22 protein-coding genes are annotated in these 20313 nt (G+C 68.9%); 8 read left to right on the plus strand and 14 right to left on the minus strand.

The window, feature by feature from the left end:
• Position 1 precedes the first annotated feature (1 nt).
• The 3 genes from P6897_RS10330 to P6897_RS10340 form a co-directional block, all read right to left on the minus strand.
• The gene (locus tag P6897_RS10330; RefSeq protein ID WP_064954983.1) at positions 2-703 is read right to left on the minus strand and encodes a hypothetical protein; all 702 of its coding nucleotides are present in this window, start codon (positions 701-703) and stop codon (positions 2-4) included.
• Between the two features lie 183 nt (positions 704-886).
• Positions 887-1642: an ABC transporter permease gene (locus P6897_RS10335; RefSeq protein WP_282501143.1), complete on the minus strand. Its 756-nt coding sequence runs from the start codon at positions 1640-1642 to the stop codon at positions 887-889.
• Position 1643: 1 nt separating this feature from the next.
• Complete coding sequence (locus P6897_RS10340; RefSeq protein ID WP_282501144.1) at positions 1644-2606, minus strand: ATP-binding cassette domain-containing protein; 963 nt, start codon at positions 2604-2606, stop codon at positions 1644-1646.
• Positions 2607-2643: 37 nt separating this feature from the next.
• On the opposite strand from P6897_RS10340, the gene P6897_RS10345 reads away from it, so the two are divergent.
• A complete protein-coding gene (locus P6897_RS10345) occupies positions 2644-3288 on the plus strand; it encodes a TetR/AcrR family transcriptional regulator (RefSeq protein ID WP_274178636.1) in 645 nt (214 codons plus the stop codon).
• Positions 3289-3304: 16 nt separating this feature from the next.
• Here P6897_RS10345 and P6897_RS10350 read toward each other — a convergent pair whose 3' ends face one another.
• The 3 genes from P6897_RS10350 to P6897_RS10360 form a co-directional block, all read right to left on the minus strand.
• Positions 3305-3802 (minus strand): HNH endonuclease, encoded by a 498-nt coding sequence (locus P6897_RS10350; protein ID WP_114588335.1) that lies wholly within the window; start codon positions 3800-3802, stop codon positions 3305-3307.
• 313 nt (positions 3803-4115) lie between these two features.
• Entirely contained in the window at positions 4116-5021 is a 906-nt protein-coding gene (locus P6897_RS10355; RefSeq protein ID WP_112617091.1) for a M23 family metallopeptidase, read from the minus strand.
• A 242-nt stretch (positions 5022-5263) separates the two neighbouring features.
• On the minus strand, positions 5264-5962 hold the full coding sequence (locus P6897_RS10360) for a metal-dependent transcriptional regulator (RefSeq protein WP_274178638.1): 699 nt from the start codon (positions 5960-5962) through the stop codon (positions 5264-5266).
• Positions 5963-6086: 124 nt separating this feature from the next.
• On the opposite strand from P6897_RS10360, the gene serC reads away from it, so the two are divergent.
• Positions 6087-7199, plus strand: a complete 1113-nt coding sequence (gene serC / locus P6897_RS10365) for a phosphoserine transaminase (protein WP_274178639.1) — start codon at positions 6087-6089, stop codon at positions 7197-7199.
• Positions 7200-7273: 74 nt separating this feature from the next.
• On the opposite strand, the gene P6897_RS10370 is transcribed toward serC, so the two are convergent.
• Together P6897_RS10370 and P6897_RS10375 are read right to left on the minus strand one after the other, a co-directional pair.
• Positions 7274-8008, minus strand: coding sequence for a DUF3027 domain-containing protein (locus P6897_RS10370; RefSeq protein WP_274178640.1), 735 nt, complete (start codon positions 8006-8008; stop codon positions 7274-7276).
• Complete coding sequence (locus tag P6897_RS10375; RefSeq protein WP_023954781.1) at positions 7992-8375, minus strand: cold shock domain-containing protein; 384 nt, start codon at positions 8373-8375, stop codon at positions 7992-7994. Before P6897_RS10375 ends, P6897_RS10370 begins: the two co-directional genes overlap by 17 nt.
• Positions 8376-8487: 112 nt before the next feature.
• On the opposite strand from P6897_RS10375, the gene P6897_RS10380 reads away from it, so the two are divergent.
• Genes P6897_RS10380 through P6897_RS10390 form a run of 3 tightly spaced genes read left to right on the plus strand, consistent with a single transcriptional unit; the run spans position 8488 to position 12196 of the window.
• Positions 8488-8763, plus strand: coding sequence for a multidrug ABC transporter ATPase (locus P6897_RS10380; RefSeq protein WP_269267569.1), 276 nt, complete (start codon positions 8488-8490; stop codon positions 8761-8763).
• Position 8764: 1 nt separating this feature from the next.
• Positions 8765-10492 carry a helicase-associated domain-containing protein gene (locus tag P6897_RS10385; protein ID WP_282501146.1) on the plus strand — a complete coding sequence of 576 codons (1728 nt, stop codon included), beginning with the start codon at positions 8765-8767 and terminating at the stop codon, positions 10490-10492.
• A 60-nt stretch (positions 10493-10552) separates the two neighbouring features.
• Positions 10553-12196, plus strand: coding sequence for a DNA repair helicase XPB (locus tag P6897_RS10390; RefSeq protein WP_114588339.1), 1644 nt, complete (start codon positions 10553-10555; stop codon positions 12194-12196).
• A gap of 24 nt (positions 12197-12220) precedes the next feature.
• Here the strand turns inward: P6897_RS10390 and P6897_RS10395 are convergent, their stop codons facing one another.
• Entirely contained in the window at positions 12221-13222 is a 1002-nt protein-coding gene (locus P6897_RS10395; protein WP_282501149.1) for a CPBP family intramembrane glutamic endopeptidase, read from the minus strand.
• Positions 13223-13310: 88 nt separating this feature from the next.
• Between P6897_RS10395 and P6897_RS10400 the strand changes: the two genes are divergently transcribed.
• The 3 genes from P6897_RS10400 to P6897_RS10410 all read left to right on the plus strand — a co-directional run bounded on the left by P6897_RS10400 (position 13311) and on the right by P6897_RS10410 (position 16220).
• Complete coding sequence (locus P6897_RS10400; RefSeq protein ID WP_023954791.1) at positions 13311-14003, plus strand: response regulator transcription factor; 693 nt, start codon at positions 13311-13313, stop codon at positions 14001-14003.
• Positions 14004-14115: 112 nt separating this feature from the next.
• Entirely contained in the window at positions 14116-15801 is a 1686-nt protein-coding gene (locus P6897_RS10405) for a HAMP domain-containing sensor histidine kinase (protein ID WP_282502588.1), read from the plus strand.
• A gap of 131 nt (positions 15802-15932) precedes the next feature.
• On the plus strand, positions 15933-16220 hold the full coding sequence (locus tag P6897_RS10410; protein WP_282501150.1) for a WXG100 family type VII secretion target: 288 nt from the start codon (positions 15933-15935) through the stop codon (positions 16218-16220).
• Between the two features lie 60 nt (positions 16221-16280).
• Here P6897_RS10410 and groL read toward each other — a convergent pair whose 3' ends face one another.
• The 5 genes from groL to P6897_RS10435 form a co-directional block, all read right to left on the minus strand.
• Positions 16281-17900 (minus strand): chaperonin GroEL, encoded by a 1620-nt coding sequence (gene groL / locus P6897_RS10415; RefSeq protein WP_112617101.1) that lies wholly within the window; start codon positions 17898-17900, stop codon positions 16281-16283.
• Between the two features lie 175 nt (positions 17901-18075).
• Positions 18076-18279, minus strand: coding sequence for a cold-shock protein (locus P6897_RS10420; RefSeq protein WP_023954799.1), 204 nt, complete (start codon positions 18277-18279; stop codon positions 18076-18078).
• Between the two features lie 124 nt (positions 18280-18403).
• A complete protein-coding gene (locus P6897_RS10425; protein ID WP_112617102.1) occupies positions 18404-18985 on the minus strand; it encodes a LytR C-terminal domain-containing protein in 582 nt (193 codons plus the stop codon).
• A 29-nt stretch (positions 18986-19014) separates the two neighbouring features.
• Complete coding sequence (locus P6897_RS10430; protein ID WP_112617103.1) at positions 19015-19257, minus strand: DUF3263 domain-containing protein; 243 nt, start codon at positions 19255-19257, stop codon at positions 19015-19017.
• Positions 19258-19266: 9 nt separating this feature from the next.
• Positions 19267-20262, minus strand: a complete 996-nt coding sequence (locus P6897_RS10435) for a DUF2332 domain-containing protein (protein WP_282501152.1) — start codon at positions 20260-20262, stop codon at positions 19267-19269.
• Between the last annotated feature and the right edge of the window lie 51 nt (positions 20263-20313).

A 20313-nucleotide genomic window follows, 5' to 3' on the forward strand; every position in this document is an offset into this window, starting at 1 on the left:
GTCAGACCGCCCGTCGCATCGGGATCGGCTCGACGACCGGGCCGCCCGCGAGAGCCCGCTCGTGCGGAGCAGCCGAGATCGCGCCATCGGGCGCGGGCAGCAGCATCCGCGCCGATCGGGGAACCGGGAACCGCCGGCTCGACACGGTGACCGTCAGCTCGCGGTCGCTGAGGTAGCCATCGCCGTCGCCCAACCCCGACCACCGCGGATCGGTGACGTCGAGCATCGCCTCGGTCTGCGGCCACGGCCCCTGCACGAGCAGCACCGTGCCGCGGTCGCGCAGCCGGCCGGCGAGCTTGGCGATATCGGAGTCTTTCGCCCGTTCGGGCGGACGCACCGCGACGATAGGAAGCACGTCGGCGATCGTCGCGGTGACGGCGAGCCAGCGTGCGCCCGGATCGGGGATCAGCACGACGCGCGACAGGTCGACCCCGGCGTGCTCCGCCGCCTCGGCACCGAAGCCCGGCATCCCGACGACACCGCACCACGACCCGGTCTGCGACGGCTGGGCGAGCAGGGCGAACAGGAGCGACGACGAGGAGCCCAGCGAATAGGCCGCGCCGGGACGCAGCCCCCGCCCGGGCAGCAGTCCGGCCAGGGCAGGATGGGTCGGCAGCACCGGAGCGTCGAGGCGGCGCCCCTGCATCCGCTCCATCTGCGCGCGCAGTCGCTGCACGTCCTCGGCGGCAGCAGGATTGCGCATGATCGACCTCACTCAGCAAGGGTAGAACATATGTTCTAGACCATCAATGTCGAGATCGAAGATACGACCGACGTCCGACATCGCGTGGCAGATTGGATCGCGTGAACGCCTCCGACACCCCGCCCGTGACCCTGCGCCCCTACCGGTCGGCCGCTGACGAACTACCGGATGCGGAAGGTCCTCTCACACGTCACGCGTTCTGAGGACGAGAAGAGCGGCGAGCGTCGTCCATAGCGTGAAGATCGCCATGATCCCGAGTCCCACCAGCGGCGGCATCCCGCTCGTCGTCCCGACAGCGTACGAGGCCTGGCCGGCCGTCGTGGGCCAGTAGGTACCCGCGAACTCGCCGATGACCCCGGGCATCCCCGGGGCGAGAGCGGGCACGAGAAGCGCGACGGTCACGATGATCGCGAGCGCACCGGAAGAGCTTCGCGTGATGATGCCGAATCCGAGGCCGAGGACGGCCGTGAGGACGAGGTACACGATCGCACAGACGATGGCCCGAGCAGTTCCAGGGTCATCGAGTGCCGACATGGGCAGGCCGGCCGCAGCGAGCGCGGCCTGCGTGGCACCGAAGCTGCCTGCCACCGCCGCGACTGCCACGACCAAGCCGATGAGCGCCGAGACTCCCAGCTTCGAAGCCAGGAGAGCCCCGCGCCGGGGCACGATGGCGAGGCTCGTGATGATCTGCCCCGAGCCGTATTCACTGGTGATGGCCTGCGATCCGATGGTCGCCAGGAGGATCTGACCGACCAGGATGCCCTTGAAGCTGATGCCGGTGGGGTCAAAATCGGAAGGGAGCGCGGCCTGCCAGTCGGCCACGAGCCCGCTCACCCCCAGCAGGCTGACCATCACCGTCACGACGACGGCCGAGGCAGCGAGGATCCAGGTGCTGTGGACGCTGCGGGCTTTGATCCATTCGGAAGCGAAGAGGTTCATGTCAGGCGGCCTTCTGCTCGATCGTGGTCATGGCGAGAAACGCGTCTTCGAGCGAGTCCCGAACGAGGGTGAGCTCGAACACCTCGGCGCCGGCGGCGGAGGCGATGCGGCCGACGCTCTCCGTCGTCGCCCCCGAGACGATGAGGACGTCGTTGCGATCGGCGTCTGCCCGAACCGGAAGCCCGGCTCGCCGGAGCGCATCACGCAGGACGTCGGCATTCGGAGTCCGAACGCGGACGTACTCGTTCGTGTGCGAGGCGATGAATGCGTCCAAAGACTGGTCGGCGAGCAGACGACCGTGGTTGATCACGATGAGGTGATCCGCCGTCAGTTGCATCTCACCCATCAGATGGCTCGAGAACAGCACCAATCGGCCTTCCGCAGCGAGCTCGCGCATCAGGGATCGAGCCCAGCGGATGCCTTCCGGGTCGAGCCCGTTGAGAGGTTCGTCGAAGATGACGATGCCGGGGTCGCCGATCAACGCCGTGGCGATCCCCAGCCGTTGCTTCATCCCGAGCGAGAAGTCGCCGGCCGGCCGGCTCCCTGCTTCAGCCAGGCCCACCAATTCCAGAACCTCCCCGACTCGACCCCGCGGCACGCCTCCAGCACGCGCGACGGACGCGAGATGATCCACGGCCGTACGCCGCGGATGAACGGCACGCGCATCGAGCATCGCGCCGATCACGCGCATCGGATGGGGCAACTCATGCAGACGATGCCCGTTCACGGTCGCGGCGCCGCTCGTGGGCTTGTCCAGGCCGAGGAACATGCGGAGAGTGGTGGACTTGCCCGCCCCGTTCGGCCCGAGGAAGCCGGTCACGATCCCGGGCCGAACCTGGAATGACAGACCGTCCACGGCGGTGACGGTTCCATAGCGCTTGACGAGATCGTGAGCTTGGAGAGATGCCTGCGTTGTCTTCTGCACGGCAGGTACACTACACCGTACCGTGTAGTTTTGCTGCACTGGTCGGTGTAGAGTTCGGGAAGAGCAAAGGATGACGATGAGCGATGCGAGGCCGGTCAGGCAGGGCCAGGAGCAGAAGCGCTCCGCGATACTCGCGGCGGCGCGAGAGCTCTTCGTCGAGGTGGGCGTCGAGCGATCGAGTATGGATGCCGTTTCGGCGCGCGCGGGTGTCTCCAAGCGCACCGTCTACGACTACTACGGCGATAAACGGCGGCTGCTGCTCGGAGTGGTCGAGAGCGCGGGCGAGACGGCCGTGAACACCCTCCGCGAGCTGTCCGAGACGCACCTGCCGGACACCATCGCGATCGACGGCCGCGATGAATTGCACCAGGCTGTGATCGCGTTCGCCGCCGAACTCGGGGGGTTCCTCGCCACGTCGACGAACTACGCAGCCGCTGTCAAGCTGATCTCGGAGAACGAGTCGCTCCTGCCCGAACTCGAGGACCACCCGCTGGACCGAGCGCACGCCGACGTTCTCGCCGAGCGCTTCGCTCATTTCGCGACCGAGGGTCTGCTCGACCTCGACGACCCGGGACTCGCCGCCGAGCATTTCCACGCGCTCACGACGCTCCGGGTTCTCAACGAGCCCGCTCGCCGCCGGACGGACGCCGAGCGGGTCCGACAGATCATGACCGATGGCGCCGGCGCATTCCTGCGCGCCTACGGCCCGAGAGCGCGGTAGGCGCGCACCGCGGCGATCAGGCGGCGAGACTCAGGTACGGCTCCCAGCGCGGGTCGGATCGCTCCGTGCCCCGTACGGCCCACTGCGGGCCTCGCGGGGGCTTCGGCAGCCATCGCAGCTCCCACCCCATCTCCTGCGGAGTGTGGTCGCTCTTGAGGTTGTTGCACCGCAGGCAGCAGGCGACGAGGTTCTCCCACGAGTTGCTGCCCCCGCGCGAACGCGGCATCACGTGGTCGATCGTCGACGCCGCTTTCCCGCAATAGGCGCATCGGTGCGCGTCGCGGCGGAGCACGCCACGCCGCGTCACCGGCACGCGGCGCGCATTCGGGATACGGACGTACCGGGTCAGGACGATCACGGCCGGGCGTTCGTACGTTCCATCGATCCCGAGAACGGGATCGTGGACGACGTGCTCGACGATCGTCGCCTTGTCGTTCAACACCAGGAGGAGGGCCCGACGGAACGACACCACAGCGAGTGGCTCATACCCGGCGTTCAGTACCAGAGTGCGCATTTCCTGTCCTCACGAACTGCCCTGACGGCTTCAGCGGATGTTCGATGACCGACGTCGCGCGAGCCGTGCGGGCAGGCCCCGCGAGGGTGCGAGCACAAAAAAAGGCGCTGTCATGAAGACAGCGCCTTGATTCACGGCCGAGGCCGCAGTGGTGCACACGATGCCGCAGGACGTAGCGACCGATCGCATTCACGGTTCGAATGCCCGGTACTGGTCCCATCAGCTCCCCCTCGGCGTGCGCGAGCGTCGCGTTCAGGGTAATACACCCTCGACCCAGGAAGGTCGACGGGAGATGAACGGATGATGCGTGTCGTCAGCCCGCGTTCGCGACGAGCCACGACTCGGCGTTCATGTACGCGCCGTCGACCACGATCTCGAGATGCAGGTGCGTTCCGAACGCGCGGCCCGTATCGCCGACCTGGCCGAGCAGCTGTCCCGCCGAGACGGTGTCGCCGACCTGCACCGCGCGGGTGCCCCAGTCCATGTGCGCATAGAGGCTCGTGACGTTCGTGCCGTTGATGTTGTGCGCGACCTTGACGTACACGCCCCAGCCCGGACCGCTCTCGCTCGAGGCGACGACCGTGCCGTCGGCGACCGAGTAGATCGGCGTGCCACGGTCGGCCATGTAGTCGGTGCCGCGGTGACCGGCGTACGGGGTGCCGAAGTTGTTGAACGACATCAGCGGACGACGCACGAGACCGGAACCCGGCGCGACGAGCGGGATCGACTGGCTGTACGACGTCGACGACGAGGCGGTCGAGCTGCTCGCGGAGATGCGGTTCGCGAGGGCCTCGGCGGCTGCCTTGGCGGCGGCCTCCTCGTCCTTCTTCTTCTTGATCTCTTCGGGCGTGGTCGCCGTGAAGCCACTGCGGTCGAGAGACGCGGGTCCGACCTCGGACGCGACGACGATCGACTGCGCGTTGTTGGCGGCGACCTGCTGCAGCGTCATCGCGTCGGCCGACGTACCGCGCACGGCGGCGAAGGCCGGGATGGCGACGGTGGCGACAAGGCCGACCACGGCAGCGACGGTGAAGGTGCTGCGAACGGGGTGGACCCGGCGACGGCTCCGGCGGGAAGCGCGGTTCTCGATGGTCGCGACGTCCCGCTTCTGCTTCTTCGCCATCGGGAAGCGGCGGCCACGCAGGGCGCGACCAGAGCGTTCGGGATTCGTCGCGTCGACCTCGGGTACGTCTACCGACGAATCGTTGTGTTCAGCCAAATCAGTCCTCCGGCGCCTCTGCGCGATGGTCTGCGCTGGCTCGTCGACACTGCGCGTGTAGGTCCACGCGACATTCGGGTGTCACCGCGTGGACGACGAGCCGAAGAGGCAATCCATGCAGCGGTCTCGGGCGGGCTTCTCGCCTGAAGACTTCTCGAGGCTACCGGAAGGTAACGAATAAGTCACGCTGTCGTTCCCTTCCCCACCGGACGCTCAGGTCCGGTGGCCAAACGCTCGCGGACTCAGTCGCGACGCGTGAGGAAGATGTGCGACGCGACCTCGACGGGCAGCTCGAGCCCCTCGTCGACACCGTCCATCTGAACGAGGACGTACCCCTCCGAGAACTGGAACGTGCCCTCACGGCCGGGGACGACGCCCGCCGCCCGCAGCTGCTGCAGCAGTTCGGGGTCGACCTGGGCCGGCTCGGCGAGCCGTCGCACGGTGCCCTCGATCGGCCCGCCGGCCTCGTTCAGCAGACGCACGAGGCCCACCACACCGTCGTCGAAGGTGCGCGCAGGCACATCCCCGAGCTGGTCGAGACCGGGGATCGGGTTGCCGTAGGGCGATTCCGTGGGGTGACCGAGCAGCTCGATGAGGCGACGCTCGACGAGCTCGCTCATCACGTGCTCCCAGCGGCAGGCCTCTTCGTGGACATAGGCCCAGTCGAGTCCGATGACATCACTGAGCAGGCGCTCGGCGAGACGGTGCTTGCGCATGACGTCGACCGCCTTCTGCCGACCGCTGTCGGTCAGCTCGAGCGAGCGGTCTTCCGACACGACGACGAGTCCGTCGCGCTCCATGCGGCCGACCGTCTGCGAGACGGTGGGGCCGGAGTGCCCGAGGCGCTCGGAGATGCGTGCACGCAGGGGGACGATCGCCTCTTCCTCGAGTTCGAGGATGGTACGCAGATACATCTCTGTCGTGTCGATGAGATCGGTCATCACAGCCCTTGTCGTGCGCGTGGTCGGGAGGATCCCAGCCTATCCGCTGGTGAGGACATGCGAGGCTGCCCTTACCTCCTGCTCATGGCACGGCGGGCCCGGACGCCGCCCCTAGAATCGGCTCATGGCGCACGTCACCCTGCCCCGAGACATCCTTCCCCGCGACGGCCGCTTCGGCTGCGGTCCCGCCAAGATCCGCCCCGAGCAGGTCGCCGCCCTGTCGGGTCCCGGCTCGATCCTGCTCGGCACGTCGCACCGCCAATCGCCGGTGAAGAGCCTCGTCGGCCAGGTCCGCTCCGGCCTGTCCGATCTGCTGCGGCTGCCCAACGGATACGAGATCATCCTCGGCAACGGCGGATCGACCGCGTTCTGGGATGCCGCGGCATTCGGCCTCATCGAGAACCGCAGCCAGAACCTCGTCTTCGGCGAGTTCGGCGGCAAGTTCGGCGCGGCCGCATCCGCGCCCTGGCTCCAGGCTCCCGACATCCGCAAGGCGGAGCCCGGCTCGAGCATCTCGGCCGAGGCTGTGGAGGGCGTCGACGTGTACGCCTGGCCCCACAACGAGACGTCGACCGGTGTCGCCGCCCCCGTGCGCCGCGTCGTCGGCGACGAAGGCGCGCTGACCGTCATCGATGCCACGAGCGCGGCGGGCGGAATCGACTTCTCGGTCTCGCAGTGCGACGTCTACTACTTCGCCCCGCAGAAGAACCTCGGCTCGGATGGCGGCATATGGTTCGCCGCGGTCTCCCCCGCCGCGATCGAGCGGATCGAGCAGGTCGCCGCGTCGGGCCGCTACATCCCCGAGTTCCTGAGCCTGAAGAACGCGCTCGACAACTCGCGACTCAACCAGACACTGAACACGCCCGCCGTCGCGACGCTCTATCTGCTCGACAAGCAGCTCGAGTGGATCCACAGCAACGGCGGCCTGCAGTGGGCGGCTGACCGCACCGCAGAGTCCTCTTCGGCGCTGTACGACTGGGCCGAAGCGTCCGAGCACGCGACGCCGTTCGTCGCCGATCCCGCCGACCGCTCCCCCGTCGTGGTGACGATCGACTTCGACGACACCGTCGATGCCGCTGCCGTCGCCAAGAGCCTGCGCGGCAACGGCATCGTCGACACCGAGCCGTACCGCAAGCTGGGCCGCAACCAGCTGCGCATCGCGACGTTCGTCTCGATCGAGCCCGACGACGTGCGCCAGCTGATCAAGTGCATCGACTACACGATCGACCGTCTCTGAGCGCGTAACGCCGCTGAGACGACAGAAGGGATGCCGCACCGCGCGGCATCCCTTCTTCGTTCCCGTTCGAGCGGTCAGCGCTCCCAGGGCGATTCGTCATGGTCGGAGTCGTCGTTCTCGTCCGAATCATCGTCCTCGTCCGAGTCGTCATCATCGTCGTCGAACTCGTCGTCATCCGAGTCGTCTTCGTCGTCATCGGCAGCGCCGGAATCGAGCGCGTCGATGTCGACCCCGTCGACGTCGCCCGCGTGGGTGACCGCTGTGCTGCCGTCCGCGAAGTCGTCCTCGTCCGCGTCGTCGTCGAGGTCGTCCGCGTCATCATCGAGATCGGCCGCGTCGTCGTCGAGATCGTCCGCGTCGTCGTCGCTGTCATCGTCCTCGTCCGCGGCGGCCTGAGCGGCCTGGTAGTCCGCGAGCCGCACAGCCCACGGAACCCACTCGGGAGCGAGCAGCGCTCCGACGGCCGGGAGCAGCTCGACCTCGAGCACCGTCGGCTCGGCGTCTTCGACCACGGCGACGCTGACCGTCCACAGCCACCCGGGGTAGCCGGCCAGACGGTTGGCGAAGCGCAGAGATACGACGCCGTCGGCCTCGACGACGTAGTCGACGGGATCGCCGACGGTCGACGGGGGCGTGATCTCGGCGAGCGCAGCCAGGGCGAGATCGTGAGCGGCGAGCAAACGCTCGTCGACCGCGACCGGCTCGGACGCTACGGCATCTTGGGGCGCTGCGGCCTCGCCGGACGCCGGCTCGATGACTTCGACCTCGTCCGTCGCCGACGTGTCGGCGGGCTCAGGCGTCGAGGTCATCGGCGACCTTGCGCAGCACCGCGGCGATCTTCTTGCCGTGACCCGAGCTGGGGTAGCGACCGCGACGGAGATCGGCGCCGATGCCGTCGAGGAGCTTCACGAGGTCCTCGACGATGATCGCCATGTCGTCCGCGGGCTTGCGGTTGCGCTTGCTCAGGCTCACGGGAGCCTCGAGCACGCGGACGGCCAGCGCCTGCAGACCGCGCTTGCCATCAGCGACACCGAACTCGAGGCGCGTGCCGGGCTTGAGCGACTCGGTGCCCGCCGGGAGTGCCGTGGCGTGCAGGAAGACGTCCTGGCCGTCATCGGAGGAGATGAAGCCGAACCCCTTCTCGTCGTCGTAGAACCTGACCTTGCCGGTGGGCATGTGCGTACCTCGCTGTCACGGACCGCGTTTCGCGGGCAGAACGGAATGCCGGGGCCGTGTCAGCCCCGGTAACCAGCCTACGGCACCACTGCGAACCGCTACGCTGATGCGGATGAGCACGCGCAGCACGGGCGACGACCTTCCGGTCCGCCGTATCGACCGCATCCTCGCGTTCATGTCGCTGGGGCTGCTGATTCTGGCGATCGTCTGTTTCTTCGCGATCATCATCGGCACCGCGACCGGCATGGAGCAGGCAGACTTCGGCACCGGAGCGTGGCCCACGGTGAGCGCCATCGTGTGGATCGCGCCGCCCGTCGCGTTCGCCCTGCTGCTGACGGTGCTGATCATGACCTTCATCCGACGGAGCCGGGCCAACAAGGGCCGGTGACGTGTCTCCCGTCGACGCCCGTGCCCTCGCGAGCTGGCTCGCCACGGTCGACGACGACGTCCTGACGGACCTGCTCCGTCGACGCCGCGTCTCGCCCGACGCCGCCTGGGCCGATTTCTTCGATGCCGCCGAGGCCTTGCTCGATCCCGCGGCGGTGGCCAAGGCCGCTCCGCTTCTCACCCGGCCGCTCGTCGAGGCCATGGACGACGCGGTCGCCTCCGGCGATGCGGTTCCGCCCGGTCCGGCACGGGACGCTCTACTGCATCTCGGGCTCGTCTCTCCTGGCGGGATGCCCTACGCCGGTGCCGCTACGGCGTGGCGCGATATCCCCCGCCCCGAGGCCCCCGGCCGTTTCATCACGACGGGCTCGCCGGAGGATGATGCGCAGCTGGCCGAACGCGCCTTCACCGCGCTCTCGTCACTCGCCGATGTCCTGTCGCTTACGCAACCGTCGCCCCTCGGACGCACCGGTGCGGGAACCCTGGGTGCCGCCGACCGCCGCCGCCTGATCGAAGCAGGAGCGGTGGCGGATGCCGAGACAGCCGACCTCGTGATCGGGATCGGTCTCGACGCCGGGCTCCTCGGTCCGGTCGACCGCGAGTGGCGGGTCACGACCGAGGGAACCGCCTGGTTGCTCCGTGGCTCCGCCGATCGCTGGGCCGACACCGCCGGCCGCCTGCGCGACGCGCTCCCGGCAGCTCTGCGGACGACGGACGGCGGATGGCGGCCGCCGGCGCAGTGGCACCTCGCCTATCCGCTCGACCCGCAGTGGTACGCCCGCGCCGACCGCCTGACGGCGCAGTGGCGGCTGTGGGCGATCATCGACGCATCGGGGCGCCCGGCAGCCTGGGCGACGGCGCTCGCGAACGGAGGCGACGTCGACCGGACGACGCTGCAGGAGCACCTGCCCGGCGAGGTCGACCGCATCTTCCTCCAGAACGACCTCACGGCGATCGCGCCCGGGCCGCTCGAGCCCGCGATCGATGCGCGGCTGCGCCGGGCGGCGCGGCGCGAGTCGCGCGCGCAGGCGTCGACCTACCGGTTCTCCGCCGAATCGATCGGAGCGGCGCTCGCGGCCGGAGAGGATCCGGCATCCCTCGCCGAGTTCCTCGCCGCGATCTCGCTGACCGGCCTGCCGCAGCCGCTGGCGTACGAGCTCGAACGGGCGGCCGGCCGCCACGGCCGACTGCGCGTGGGCTCCGACCCCACCGGTCGAACGCAGGTCACGGCATCCGACCAGGGTGCCCTCGACACGCTCGCCGTCGATCAGGCGCTGCGACCGCTCGGGCTCGTGCGCGATGGCGACCGGCTGCTCAGCCGCAGCTCGGTCGACGCTGTCTTCTGGATGCTGAGCGACGCTCGCTACCCCGTCGCCGCGGTCGACGAGAACGGAGAGGTACGGATCCTCGACCGCGCCAAACTGGCCGCACCGGCGGACGACGCACCGGCGGGGAGCGACGACACCCGCTTCTTGCCTCTCATCGAGCGAATGCGTCGAGCCCATTCCTCCGACGACGCGGATGCCGCGTGGCTGGGCCGCGAGCTCGAGCAGGCGGTCAAAGCACGCGCGGTGATCGAGGTGAGCGTGCGTCTGCCGGACGGCTCGACACGTGACTTCGTGCTCGAAGCGACGGGGCTGGGCGGCGGCCGGCTGCGCGGACGCGACCGCGCCTCGGATGTCGAACGCACTCTGCCGGTGTCGAGCATTGTCTCCGCCCGGCTGACCTGAGCATCGCAGGCGCCCTCCGCACAGGCCGACGTGGGCTGAGCACCGGTACGATTGCTCGTTATGGCTGATGGCCCCCTGATCGTCCAGAGCGACCGCACCGTGCTGCTGGAAGTCGCCCACCCGAGCGCCGAGGATGCGCGGCACGAGCTCGCGATCTTCGCCGAGCTCGAGCGGGCGCCCGAGCACATCCACACCTATCGCATCACGCGCCTGGGCCTGTGGAACGCACGCGCCGCGGGGCACGATGCCGAAGACATGCTGGCCACACTCGACCGCTGGTCGCGCTTCCCCGTGCCGCCGTCGGTGTCGACCGACATCCGCGAGACAGTGACGCGCTACGGACGTCTGGTCATCGAGCGCGACGACGAGGGCACCCTGATCCTGCGCTCGAGCGACGCGGCCGTTCTCTCGGAGGTCACGCGCAACAAGCGCATCCAGCCGCTGCTCCTGGGCAACCCCACGCCCGACACGTATGTCATCGACGCCTGGGCCCGCGGCCAGATCAAGCAGGAGCTGCTGAAGATCGGCTGGCCCGCCGAAGACCTCGCCGGCTTCACGCCGGGCACGCCGCACGAGATCGAGCTGCACGAAGACGGCTGGAGCCTGCGCCCCTATCAGCGCAAGGCGGTCGACATCTTCACCGAGGGCGGCTCAGGCGTCGTCGTACTCCCCTGCGGCGCCGGCAAGACGCTCGTCGGAGCCGCAGCGATGGCCGACACGAAGACGACCACGCTCATCCTCGTGACCAACACCGTCAGCGCGCGGCAGTGGCGCAACGAGCTGCTCAAGCGCACGAGCCTGACTCCGGAGGAGATCGGCGAGTACTCCGGTCAGTCGAAGGAGGTCAAGCCGGTCACGATCGCGACCTACCAGATCCTCACCGCGAAGCGGAAAGGCGAATACGCCCACCTCGCTCTCCTCGACGCGCTCGACTGGGGTCTCGTCGTGTACGACGAGGTGCACCTGCTGCCCGCCCCCGTGTTCAAGCTCACCGCCGACCTGCAGGCGCGACGCCGGCTCGGCCTCACCGCGACCCTGGTCCGGGAGGACGGCCGCGAAGGCGACGTGTTCAGCCTCATCGGCCCCAAGCGCTTCGACGCGCCGTGGAAGGAGATCGAGGCCCAGGGCTTCATCTCCCCCGCCGTCTGCTACGAGGTGCGCGTCGACCTCCCGGCATCCGACCGCCTCGAGTACGCGGCCTCGGCCGATGACGAGCGGTACCGCCTGGCTGCCACCGCGCACGCGAAGATCGGGGTCGTCCGCGACCTCGTCGCGAAGCACACGGGCGAGCAGATCCTCGTGATCGGCCAGTACCTCGATCAGATCGATGTGCTGTCCGACGCGCTGGGAGCGCCGAAGATCACGGGTTCGACGCCCGTCGACGAGCGCGAGGAGCTGTACGAGGCGTTCCGAACGGGCGAGATCCCGGTGCTGATCGTATCGAAGGTCGCGAACTTCTCGATCGACCTCCCCGACGCCTCCGTCGCCATTCAGGTCTCGGGATCGTTCGGCTCGCGCCAGGAGGAGGCGCAGCGACTCGGGCGCCTGCTGCGTCCGAAGTCCAACGGTCACACCGCGAGCTTCTACACGCTCATCGCGCGCGACACCGTCGACCAGGACTTCGCGCAGAACCGGCAGCGCTTCCTCGCCGAGCAGGGGTACAGCTACACGATCCTCGACGCCGAGAAGCTCGAAGCGGCCTGAGCCGGTCGCCCCACGGCGGCCGTGTCAGGGCTTGGTGAGCTCGGGCGTCGGCTCGCCGGGAAGCGGCACGGTCGCCGTAGGCGTCGGCATGGGGATCGGCGGCGGCAGCTGGGTCCGCGGAAGGCCGTACGTGCGCGCGATCGGCCGCCGCCGCAGCACGTACTCGACGGCAAGGCAGTAGCCCCCGAGCAGCAGCACCGAGGTGGCGAAGCTCACCCAGCCGACATCCGCCGCCGACGGGTCGGTTCCCGCCACGATCCCGGTCACGAAGGCCAGCAGGTTGTTCACGATGTGCACCGCGATCGCGGCCTCGAGTCCGCCGGTGCGCCACGTGAGCCAGCCCGCGGCGATCGCGAAGAGCGCGACGGCTGCCTGACCGACCGGGTCGTAGAGGTGTCCGATGACGAACAGGGGCACCGGCAGCAGGATGGCGAACAGCGGATGCCGCAGCCACCGCCCGATCGACTGCATCAGGTAGCCGCGGAAGATGTACTCCTCTGCGGCGGCCTGGACCGGCACCACGAGGATGACCACGAGCAGACTCAGCCACAGCGTGGCGCCCGGGGGCGTGAGCGATGCTCCGCCCTGCTCGGCCGGGAGCAGCGAGGTGACGATCGCGACGACGACCGCCATGGCCGCGGCGAGCCCGACGCACACGATCAGCCACCGCCAGCGCAGCCGCCCGAACACGGCGGAGGCGAACCCGAGACGACATCCGTTGATGAGGAGCGACGCGAGCAGGTACGCGGGCAGCAGCAGCGCGATCGCGCCGAGGCCGACCAGCAGCGACAGCGGGTTCGTGACATCCAGGGAGTCGGAGGTCTCGAGCACGCGGTTCAGCGCCCGAGCCGCGTCGTCGCTCGACAGCGCGACGAGAAGCGCCGCGAGCGCGACGACGAGCAGCATGGCGAGGAAGAAGACGATGCCGACGGCGCCCACCGCGAGCGGGGTCCACCACCCCGAACGACGACGTGCGAAGACGAGCCGATGGAATGCGAGACGGTCGGAATCGATCGGACGCGGCATGCCTCCATCCTCTCGCGACCCCTACCAGGTCGACCCCCTGCGGCGCGATATCCAGCAAACCGATGGGATCCGGTGCAAGTATGGGCCTATGACAGCACCGCGCATTCTCGTCGTGGACGACGAACCGAACATCCGTGACCTGCTGATCACCGGGCTGAAGTTCGCCGGATACCAGGTCCGCGCCGTCGGCAACGGCGCGCAGACGATCTCGGCGGTGCTCGAGGAGGAGCCCGATCTGATCGTGCTCGATGTGATGCTGCCCGACATGAACGGCTTCAGCGTCACCAAGCGGCTCCGCGGGGCGGGCTACACCGCGCCGATCCTCTTCCTCACCGCCAAGGACGAGACCGAGGACAAGATCGAGGGGCTCAACGCCGGCGGCGACGACTACGTCACGAAGCCGTTCAGTCTCGACGAGATCGTCGCCCGCATCCAGGCCATCCTCCGCCGCACGATGCAGGCCGACGAGGAGTCGATCATCCGCGCCGGCGAGCTGACGATGGATCAGGACACCCACGACGTCCAGGTCGGCGACGTCTCGATCGACCTTTCGCCCACCGAGTTCAAGCTGCTGCGCTACCTGATGCTCAATCCGAACCGGGTGCTGAGCAAGGCGCAGATCCTCGACCACGTCTGGGAGTACGACTTCAACGGCGATGCCGGCATCGTCGAGAGCTACATCTCGTACCTGCGGCGCAAGATCGATCCGCACTCGTCCGAGCCGCTGATCCAGACCAAGCGCGGCTTCGGATACATGCTCAAGGCCGACAAGTCGGCCTGATCCGCGGGAGCGCAGACGCCTGAGCGATTCCGCGAACGACGGCGTCACCCGATGGTGGCGCGGCATCAGCCTGCGCACGAAGGTGACCGGGGTCATCGTCACGTTGCTCGCGATGGGTCTGATCGCCGCGGGCGTCGGCACGATGATCTTCCTCCGGAACGCCCAAGTCGCAGCGCTCGACGGCAGCCTCCGTTCGCTGGCCCCGACCGACCTGGCGAGCACGGTGATGGATGTCACCGTCGAAGACGGCATCGCGCTCTTCGAGGCGAAGGAGTCACCGGCGCCGACCACCTTCGTCGTCGCGATCTACAGCGCCGAGGGCGAGCTGCTGTCGGTCGCGGGCGGACCCGAGTCGGTCCGCCCCGATCTGCCCGCTTCGTTCCCCCTCGACCGCACGGTCGTCAAGGGCACCGAGCCTTTCGAGCTCGCCGCCCGTCAGGGAACCGGCACCTTCCACGCGAGTGTCGATGTCCTCCAGCCCGAGGGGTCGCGTGAGAGCTATACGCAGCTCGTCGCGCTGCCGCTCACCTCGGTGACACAGACCGTCGCGAACTTCATCAGCATCTACACCGTGATCGCCGCCCTCATCCTCGTGGCCGGCGCTCTCGGCACCCGCTGGCTCGTGACCCTCACCTTCCGCAGCCTCAGCCAGGTCGAGGAGACCGCGATGACGATCGCGGCGGGCGATCTGAGCCAGCGCATGGGCGACATCTCCCCCGGTACCGAGGTCGGCCGGCTGAAGATCGCCATCAACGCGATGCTCGACCGTATCGACACCGCCCTGGCCCAGCGCGACGCCACGGTCCAGCAGATGCGGCGGTTCATCGGCGACGCCAGCCACGAGCTGCGCACACCGCTCGTGACGGTCCGCGGATACGCGGAGCTGTACCGCATGGGCGCGATCACCGACGCCGAGCACACCGCGCAGTCGATGGAGCGGATCGAGAAAGAGGCCGTTCGGATGAGCGGCCTCGTTGAAGACCTCCTGGCCCTCGCGCGCCTCGACGAACGCCGTGACCTGGTCATCACGCCGGTCGACCTGCGTCCCATCGCCCGTGACGCCGCGCTCGACACGCGAGCGGCGGCGCCCGAGCGCCATGTCTCGGTGATCGAGTACTCCGATGAGACGCTCACGGTGGATCTGCCGACGAACACGGGGACCGGCGCGACGACGAAGCGTTCGGGCGGTGCCCGCAACCGCACCGGCCAGACGCTCTCCCGCCTGCGTCGGCGACCGAAGGACGAGCGGGGCGCACGCTCGGGAGACTCCGGCACGGCGTCCCGGAAGACGGATGCCGCGTCGGCGAACACGTCACCCGGCGCGACCGCGGACACGAAGCCGCTGCTGCAGCCGAGCGAGCCGCCGCTCGTACCGGTCGTCCTCGGCGACGAGAACCGCATCCGCCAGGTCGTCGCCAACCTCATCGGCAACGCGCGGCGCTACAGCCCGGAGGGCACCCCGATCGAGATCGCCGTGGGCCTGGACCGCGACGCCCGCATGGGATGGATCTCGGTGATCGATCACGGCGAAGGCATCCCCGAACCCCTGCGCGAGAAGATCTTCCAGCGGTTCTGGCGGGCCGACACGTCGCGCACGCGCGAGACCGGCGGCTCGGGCCTCGGCCTGTCCATCGTCGCCTCGATCGTGGAGGCGCTGCACGGTTCGATCGACGTCCAGGCCACGCCGGGCGGCGGCGCCACGTTCCGGGTCGCATTCCCCTTGGCCGATCGCCGCGAGGCCGCCGAGCATCTCTGGATCGAGACCCAACCGCTGCCGCGTCTGCGCGACGAGCGCTGAGCGGAGTCGCGGCGGCTTCTCCCCCGCCGCACCGGGCACTGGCCTCTCCCCGATCGCATCCGCGCGCGAGCGCAGCGGGTCGACGGCGACCTAGCGTGTCGGCATCCACCGCACACGACGCAAGGAGCGACATGGCCACCTTTTCGATCGACAGCGACGCCGTGGCGAGCGCCACCGCCGCCATCCGCGCCACCTCGGAACGCCTCGAGAGCGACACCGGCGCGATGATGGCACAACTGACACAACTGCAGGGCTCGTGGACCGGCAGCGCCGCTCTCGCTTTCCAGGCCGTCGTCGAGAGGTGGCGCGCGGCGCAGCGCGAGGTGGAGGCTGCGCTCGGCGACATCGGATCGGCACTGGATGCCGCCGGCCAGCAGTACCTGCAGGCCGAGGCTGCGGCCGCGGGCCTGTTCCGCTGAGGCCCCTCCGAAACGCAGAACGGCCCCTCCCGAAGGAGGGGCCGTTCTGTATGCGATGGATCAGAAGTCCATGCCACCCGTGGGGTCGCCCGCGGGAGCCGGGGTCTTCTCCGGCTTGTCCGCCACGACCGCCTCGGTCGTGAGGAACAGGCCCGCGATCGACGCGGCGTTCTGCAGCGCGGAGCGCGTCACCTTGGCCGGGTCGATGATGCCCTGCTCGAACAAGTTGCCGTACTCGCCGGTCGCGGCGTTCAGGCCGTGTCCGATCTCGAGCTCGGCCACCTTGTTGGCGACGACGCCCGGCTCAAGGCCGGCGTTCAGAGCGATCTGCTTCAGCGGAGCCTCGATCGCGACCTTGACGATGTTCGCACCGGTCGCCTCGTCGCCCGAGAGCTCGAGACCGCTGAACGCGTTCTTGCCGGCCTGAATGAGCGCGACACCACCACCGGCGACGACACCCTCTTCCACAGCTGCCTTGGCGTTGCGGACGGCGTCCTCGATGCGGTGCTTGCGCTCCTTGAGCTCGACCTCGGTCGCAGCTCCGGCCTTGATGACGGCGACGCCACCGGCGAGCTTCGCGAGGCGCTCCTGGAGCTTCTCGCGGTCGTAGTCACTGTCGGTGTTGTCGATCTCGCGACGGATCTGGGTCACGCGGCCCTCGAGCTGAGCCGAGTCACCGGCACCCTCGACGATCGTGGTCTCGTCCTTCGTGATGATGACCTTGCGCGCACGGCCGAGCAGGTCGACGGTGGCGTTCTCGAGCTTGAGGCCCACCTCTTCGGTGATGACCTGGCCGCCGGTGAGGATCGCGATGTCCTGCAGCTGAGCCTTGCGACGGTCGCCGAAGCCGGGAGCCTTGACGGCAGCCGACTTGAAGATGCCGCGGATCTTGTTGAGGACCAGCGTCGCGAGAGCCTCGCCCTCGACGTCCTCGGCGATGATGAGGAGCTCCTTGCCCTCCTGGATCACCTTGTCGACGATGGGCAGAAGGTCCTTGATGTTCGAGATCTTCTGGTTCGCGATGAGGATGTACGGGTCCTCGAAGACGGCCTCCTGGCGCTCCGGGTCCGTGACGAAGTAGGGGTTGATGTAACCCTTGTCGAAGCGCATGCCCTCGGTGAGCTCGAGCTCGGTGCCGAAGGTGTTCGACTCCTCGACGGTGACGACGCCCTCCTTGCCGACCTTGTCGATGGCCTCGGCGATCAGCTCGCCGATCGAGGCGTCAGCAGCCGAGATCGAAGCGGTGGCAGCGATCTGCTCCTTCGACTCGACCTCCTTGGCGTCAGCGAGGAGCTGGTCGGTGATGGCCTTGACGGCCTTCTCGATGCCCTTCTTGAGCGAGATGGGGTCGGCGCCGGCTGCGACGTTGCGCAGGCCTTCGCGGACGAGCGCCTGAGCGAGGACGGTCGCGGTGGTCGTTCCGTCACCGGCGACGTCGTCGGTCTTCTTGGCGACCTCCTTGACGAGCTCCGCACCGATCTTCTCGTACGGGTCGTCGAGCTCGATCTCCTTGGCGATCGAGACGCCATCGTTCGTGATGGTGGGGGCGCCCCACTTCTTTTCGAGCACGACGTTGCGACCGCGCGGGCCGAGCGTCACCTTGACGGCGTCGGCCAGCGTGTTCAGGCCGCGCTCGAGGCCGCGGCGGGCCTCCTCGTCGAAAGCGATGATCTTTGCCATGTGTGTGTCGTCCCTCCCGGACGGTGGAGAACAGTCTTTAGCACTCGATGAACGTGAGTGCTAAAGCCATTCTGGCACTCGCCCATGGGGAGTGCAAGCCGCGTGGCCGGTGACGCGACCCGGGGAAACGACGGAGCGCACCGCGATGGCGGTGCGCTCCGTGGAGTGTTGCGATTCAGGCGACGACGCGCACCGATTCCGCTTGCGGACCCTTCTGCCCCGTCCCCACGGTGAACTCGACCGCCTGCCCCTCTTCGAGCACGCGGAAGCCGCTCATCTCGATGTTGGAGTAGTGGACGAAGACGTCCTGCCCTTCGTTCACGGTGATGAAGCCGAAACCCTTCTCGGCGTTGAACCACTTGACGGTGCCCTGTGTCATGCGAATCTCCTGATGCTGTGCGACAGCGTCATCGTATGCAGGGCGTTCCGCCGGATCCGGCGCTTCCGGTCACTGTTGACACGGCCGCATCGAGAATTTCACGAGCGTGAAACACGCCCGGTCGTCAGCCCTCGCCGCCACCGCCCGCGCGGTCCTCGCCGACGACCACGGTGAGCTGCTTGCTGGGCTCCCCGTCCGCGCCGTCCGGGCCTGCATAGGCCTCGCTCATCTCCACGTCCGCTCCGCCGATCACTTGGGCGAGGCCCCGCGCGGCACCCTCGTCCTCCGCATGGACGTAGAAGATCGTGGTCGTCGCGAAGTCATGAGTGCTGGCGTCACCCGCGTCGACGACATCCGAGTTCCATCCGGCACCGACGACGGTGTCGCGGAGGGCGGTCGCCAGTCCGCGCTCCGACGTCGCGTTGAGGATCAGGACGGGATACGAGGTGTCGACGACCGGATCGGCCTCGACGGGAGCCTCGACCACGGACGTCGCCGTGGGCGCCGCCGGGAACAGCCCGATGCGACCGGTGACGATCATCGTGCCGAGGACGCCCGCCGCCACCAGGACGAGGACCGCGACGGCAGCCCAGACCAGGAGCACGCCGGCACGCAGCCGGGGGTTCTCGGCCCGGTGGGCGCCGACGCGGGTGGTGTCGGCGGGCAGCTCGTCGAAGCGGTCTTTCGGGTATGTCGTTGTCGGCACGGAGGAATGCTATCTGCCGAAGCTTCGCGTCACATGGCCGCGCGGTCGGCGCGCGAGCGCTCGGCCGCCGCACGCATGCGCCGCAGGCGGTGCACGAGCAGGGGGTCGTGCGACACCGCGTCGACCGACTCGATGATCCGCCCGAGCAGCTGGTAGTACCGCGCAGGGCTCAGCGAGAGCTCTTCGCGAACGGCCTCTTCTTTCGCGCCGCTGTGAGCACCCCAACGCGCCTCGAAATCGAGGATCGAGCGGTCGCGTTCGGAAAGTGCCACGTCTCCACGCTACGACCGCGCGCGCTCGGAGCCGGGACGCCACTCCCACCATCGCCCGAGCGGGTCGGCCGCAGCGTCGATCTCCCCGTCGAGGGCGACCGCGAAGCCGTCGCGCCAGCCGGAGGGAGCACCGCCTGCCCAGCCGTCATGGGTGGCGGGCTCGTCGATCGTCAGCCAGCGCCCCAGTCCGCGCGCACGCGTGACCACGCCCGCGCGTCGTTCCCGCGGGATGTGCACGAGCACCCCGGGCGTGGTGATCACGAGCGTCGCGTCGGCCGGGGCGAGCGCTGCCACGTCCGGAAGAAGGTCGTACGCGTCGCCGGCGAACAGAAGGGGCGGGTCGGATGCCGCGACAGCCGCCGCCGCTCGGATGCGCTCCGCCCGCCCGCTCTCGCCCGGCCACACCAGGCGCGTCAGCCAGTCGACGTCGCGGGGATCGCGCACGTCCAACGGGGCGAGATCGATGCCGGCGCGCCAGACGATCTCGGGATGCCGCACGCGCGGCATCCGCACCCCCCTCACCTCGCTCGGCAGCTCGACCACGGCTGCCCCCGCGGGCGGGTCGAGGCGCGTCTCGCGGTCGTCACCCCGGTACCGATACGAGTAGCGGTCGGGATACAGGCACAACCCGGCACTCGCTCCGATCTCGAGCAGCGCGATAGGCCCCGAGACGCGCGACAGCGTCGGAAGAAGCGCCGCGCAGCGGAGCGGCTCGTTCGTCTGCACCGAGCGGACGAGGGTCTCCGAGACGACGGCGTCGGCATGATCGAGCACCCACGATGCCCACGACGACGAATCCACGTCGCCGGAACCGAGCAGGCGGCAGACCGCGAACACGAGCGGCGGCTGGCGCCGGTTCGCGGGAAGCCGCGACAGCACCTGCTGCAGGTCGCGGTCTTCGACGACGCGCCGCGCCCATGCCGCGTAGAGATCCGATCGCCCGGGTGCCTCGTAGACGGCGAAGCGTCGGTAGCGCTCGATCACGGCGGCGAACTCGTCGGACATGAAGCCATTCTCAGGGAACATCGACCCGCAACGTCGAGTTGAATAGGACGA

Origin of the sequence: Microbacterium sp. BDGP8, assembly GCF_029991045.1 — a bacterium.
Lineage (GTDB): Bacteria > Actinomycetota > Actinomycetes > Actinomycetales > Microbacteriaceae > Microbacterium > Microbacterium plantarum.

Coding starts and splice junctions, on each gene's coding strand:
- P6897_RS10390 (WP_114588339.1), top strand. CDS start 10,553: ATGGCTGATGGCCCCCTGATCGTCCAGAGCGACCGCACCGTGCTGCTG.
- P6897_RS10370 (WP_274178640.1), bottom strand. CDS start 8,008: ATGACCTCGACGCCTGAGCCCGCCGACACGTCGGCGACGGACGAGGTC.
- P6897_RS10400 (WP_023954791.1), top strand. CDS start 13,311: ATGACAGCACCGCGCATTCTCGTCGTGGACGACGAACCGAACATCCGT.
- P6897_RS10420 (WP_023954799.1), bottom strand. CDS start 18,279: ATGACACAGGGCACCGTCAAGTGGTTCAACGCCGAGAAGGGTTTCGGC.
- P6897_RS10410 (WP_282501150.1), top strand. CDS start 15,933: ATGGCCACCTTTTCGATCGACAGCGACGCCGTGGCGAGCGCCACCGCC.
- P6897_RS10435 (WP_282501152.1), bottom strand. CDS start 20,262: ATGTCCGACGAGTTCGCCGCCGTGATCGAGCGCTACCGACGCTTCGCC.
- P6897_RS10350 (WP_114588335.1), bottom strand. CDS start 3,802: ATGCGCACTCTGGTACTGAACGCCGGGTATGAGCCACTCGCTGTGGTG.
- P6897_RS10395 (WP_282501149.1), bottom strand. CDS start 13,222: ATGCCGCGTCCGATCGATTCCGACCGTCTCGCATTCCATCGGCTCGTC.
- P6897_RS10380 (WP_269267569.1), top strand. CDS start 8,488: ATGAGCACGCGCAGCACGGGCGACGACCTTCCGGTCCGCCGTATCGAC.
- P6897_RS10330 (WP_064954983.1), bottom strand. CDS start 703: ATGCGCAATCCTGCTGCCGCCGAGGACGTGCAGCGACTGCGCGCGCAG.
- P6897_RS10345 (WP_274178636.1), top strand. CDS start 2,644: ATGAGCGATGCGAGGCCGGTCAGGCAGGGCCAGGAGCAGAAGCGCTCC.
- P6897_RS10335 (WP_282501143.1), bottom strand. CDS start 1,642: ATGAACCTCTTCGCTTCCGAATGGATCAAAGCCCGCAGCGTCCACAGC.
- groL (WP_112617101.1), bottom strand. CDS start 17,900: ATGGCAAAGATCATCGCTTTCGACGAGGAGGCCCGCCGCGGCCTCGAG.
- P6897_RS10375 (WP_023954781.1), bottom strand. CDS start 8,375: ATGCCCACCGGCAAGGTCAGGTTCTACGACGACGAGAAGGGGTTCGGC.
- P6897_RS10405 (WP_282502588.1), top strand. CDS start 14,116: ATGGGTCTGATCGCCGCGGGCGTCGGCACGATGATCTTCCTCCGGAAC.
- P6897_RS10360 (WP_274178638.1), bottom strand. CDS start 5,962: ATGACCGATCTCATCGACACGACAGAGATGTATCTGCGTACCATCCTC.
- serC (WP_274178639.1), top strand. CDS start 6,087: ATGGCGCACGTCACCCTGCCCCGAGACATCCTTCCCCGCGACGGCCGC.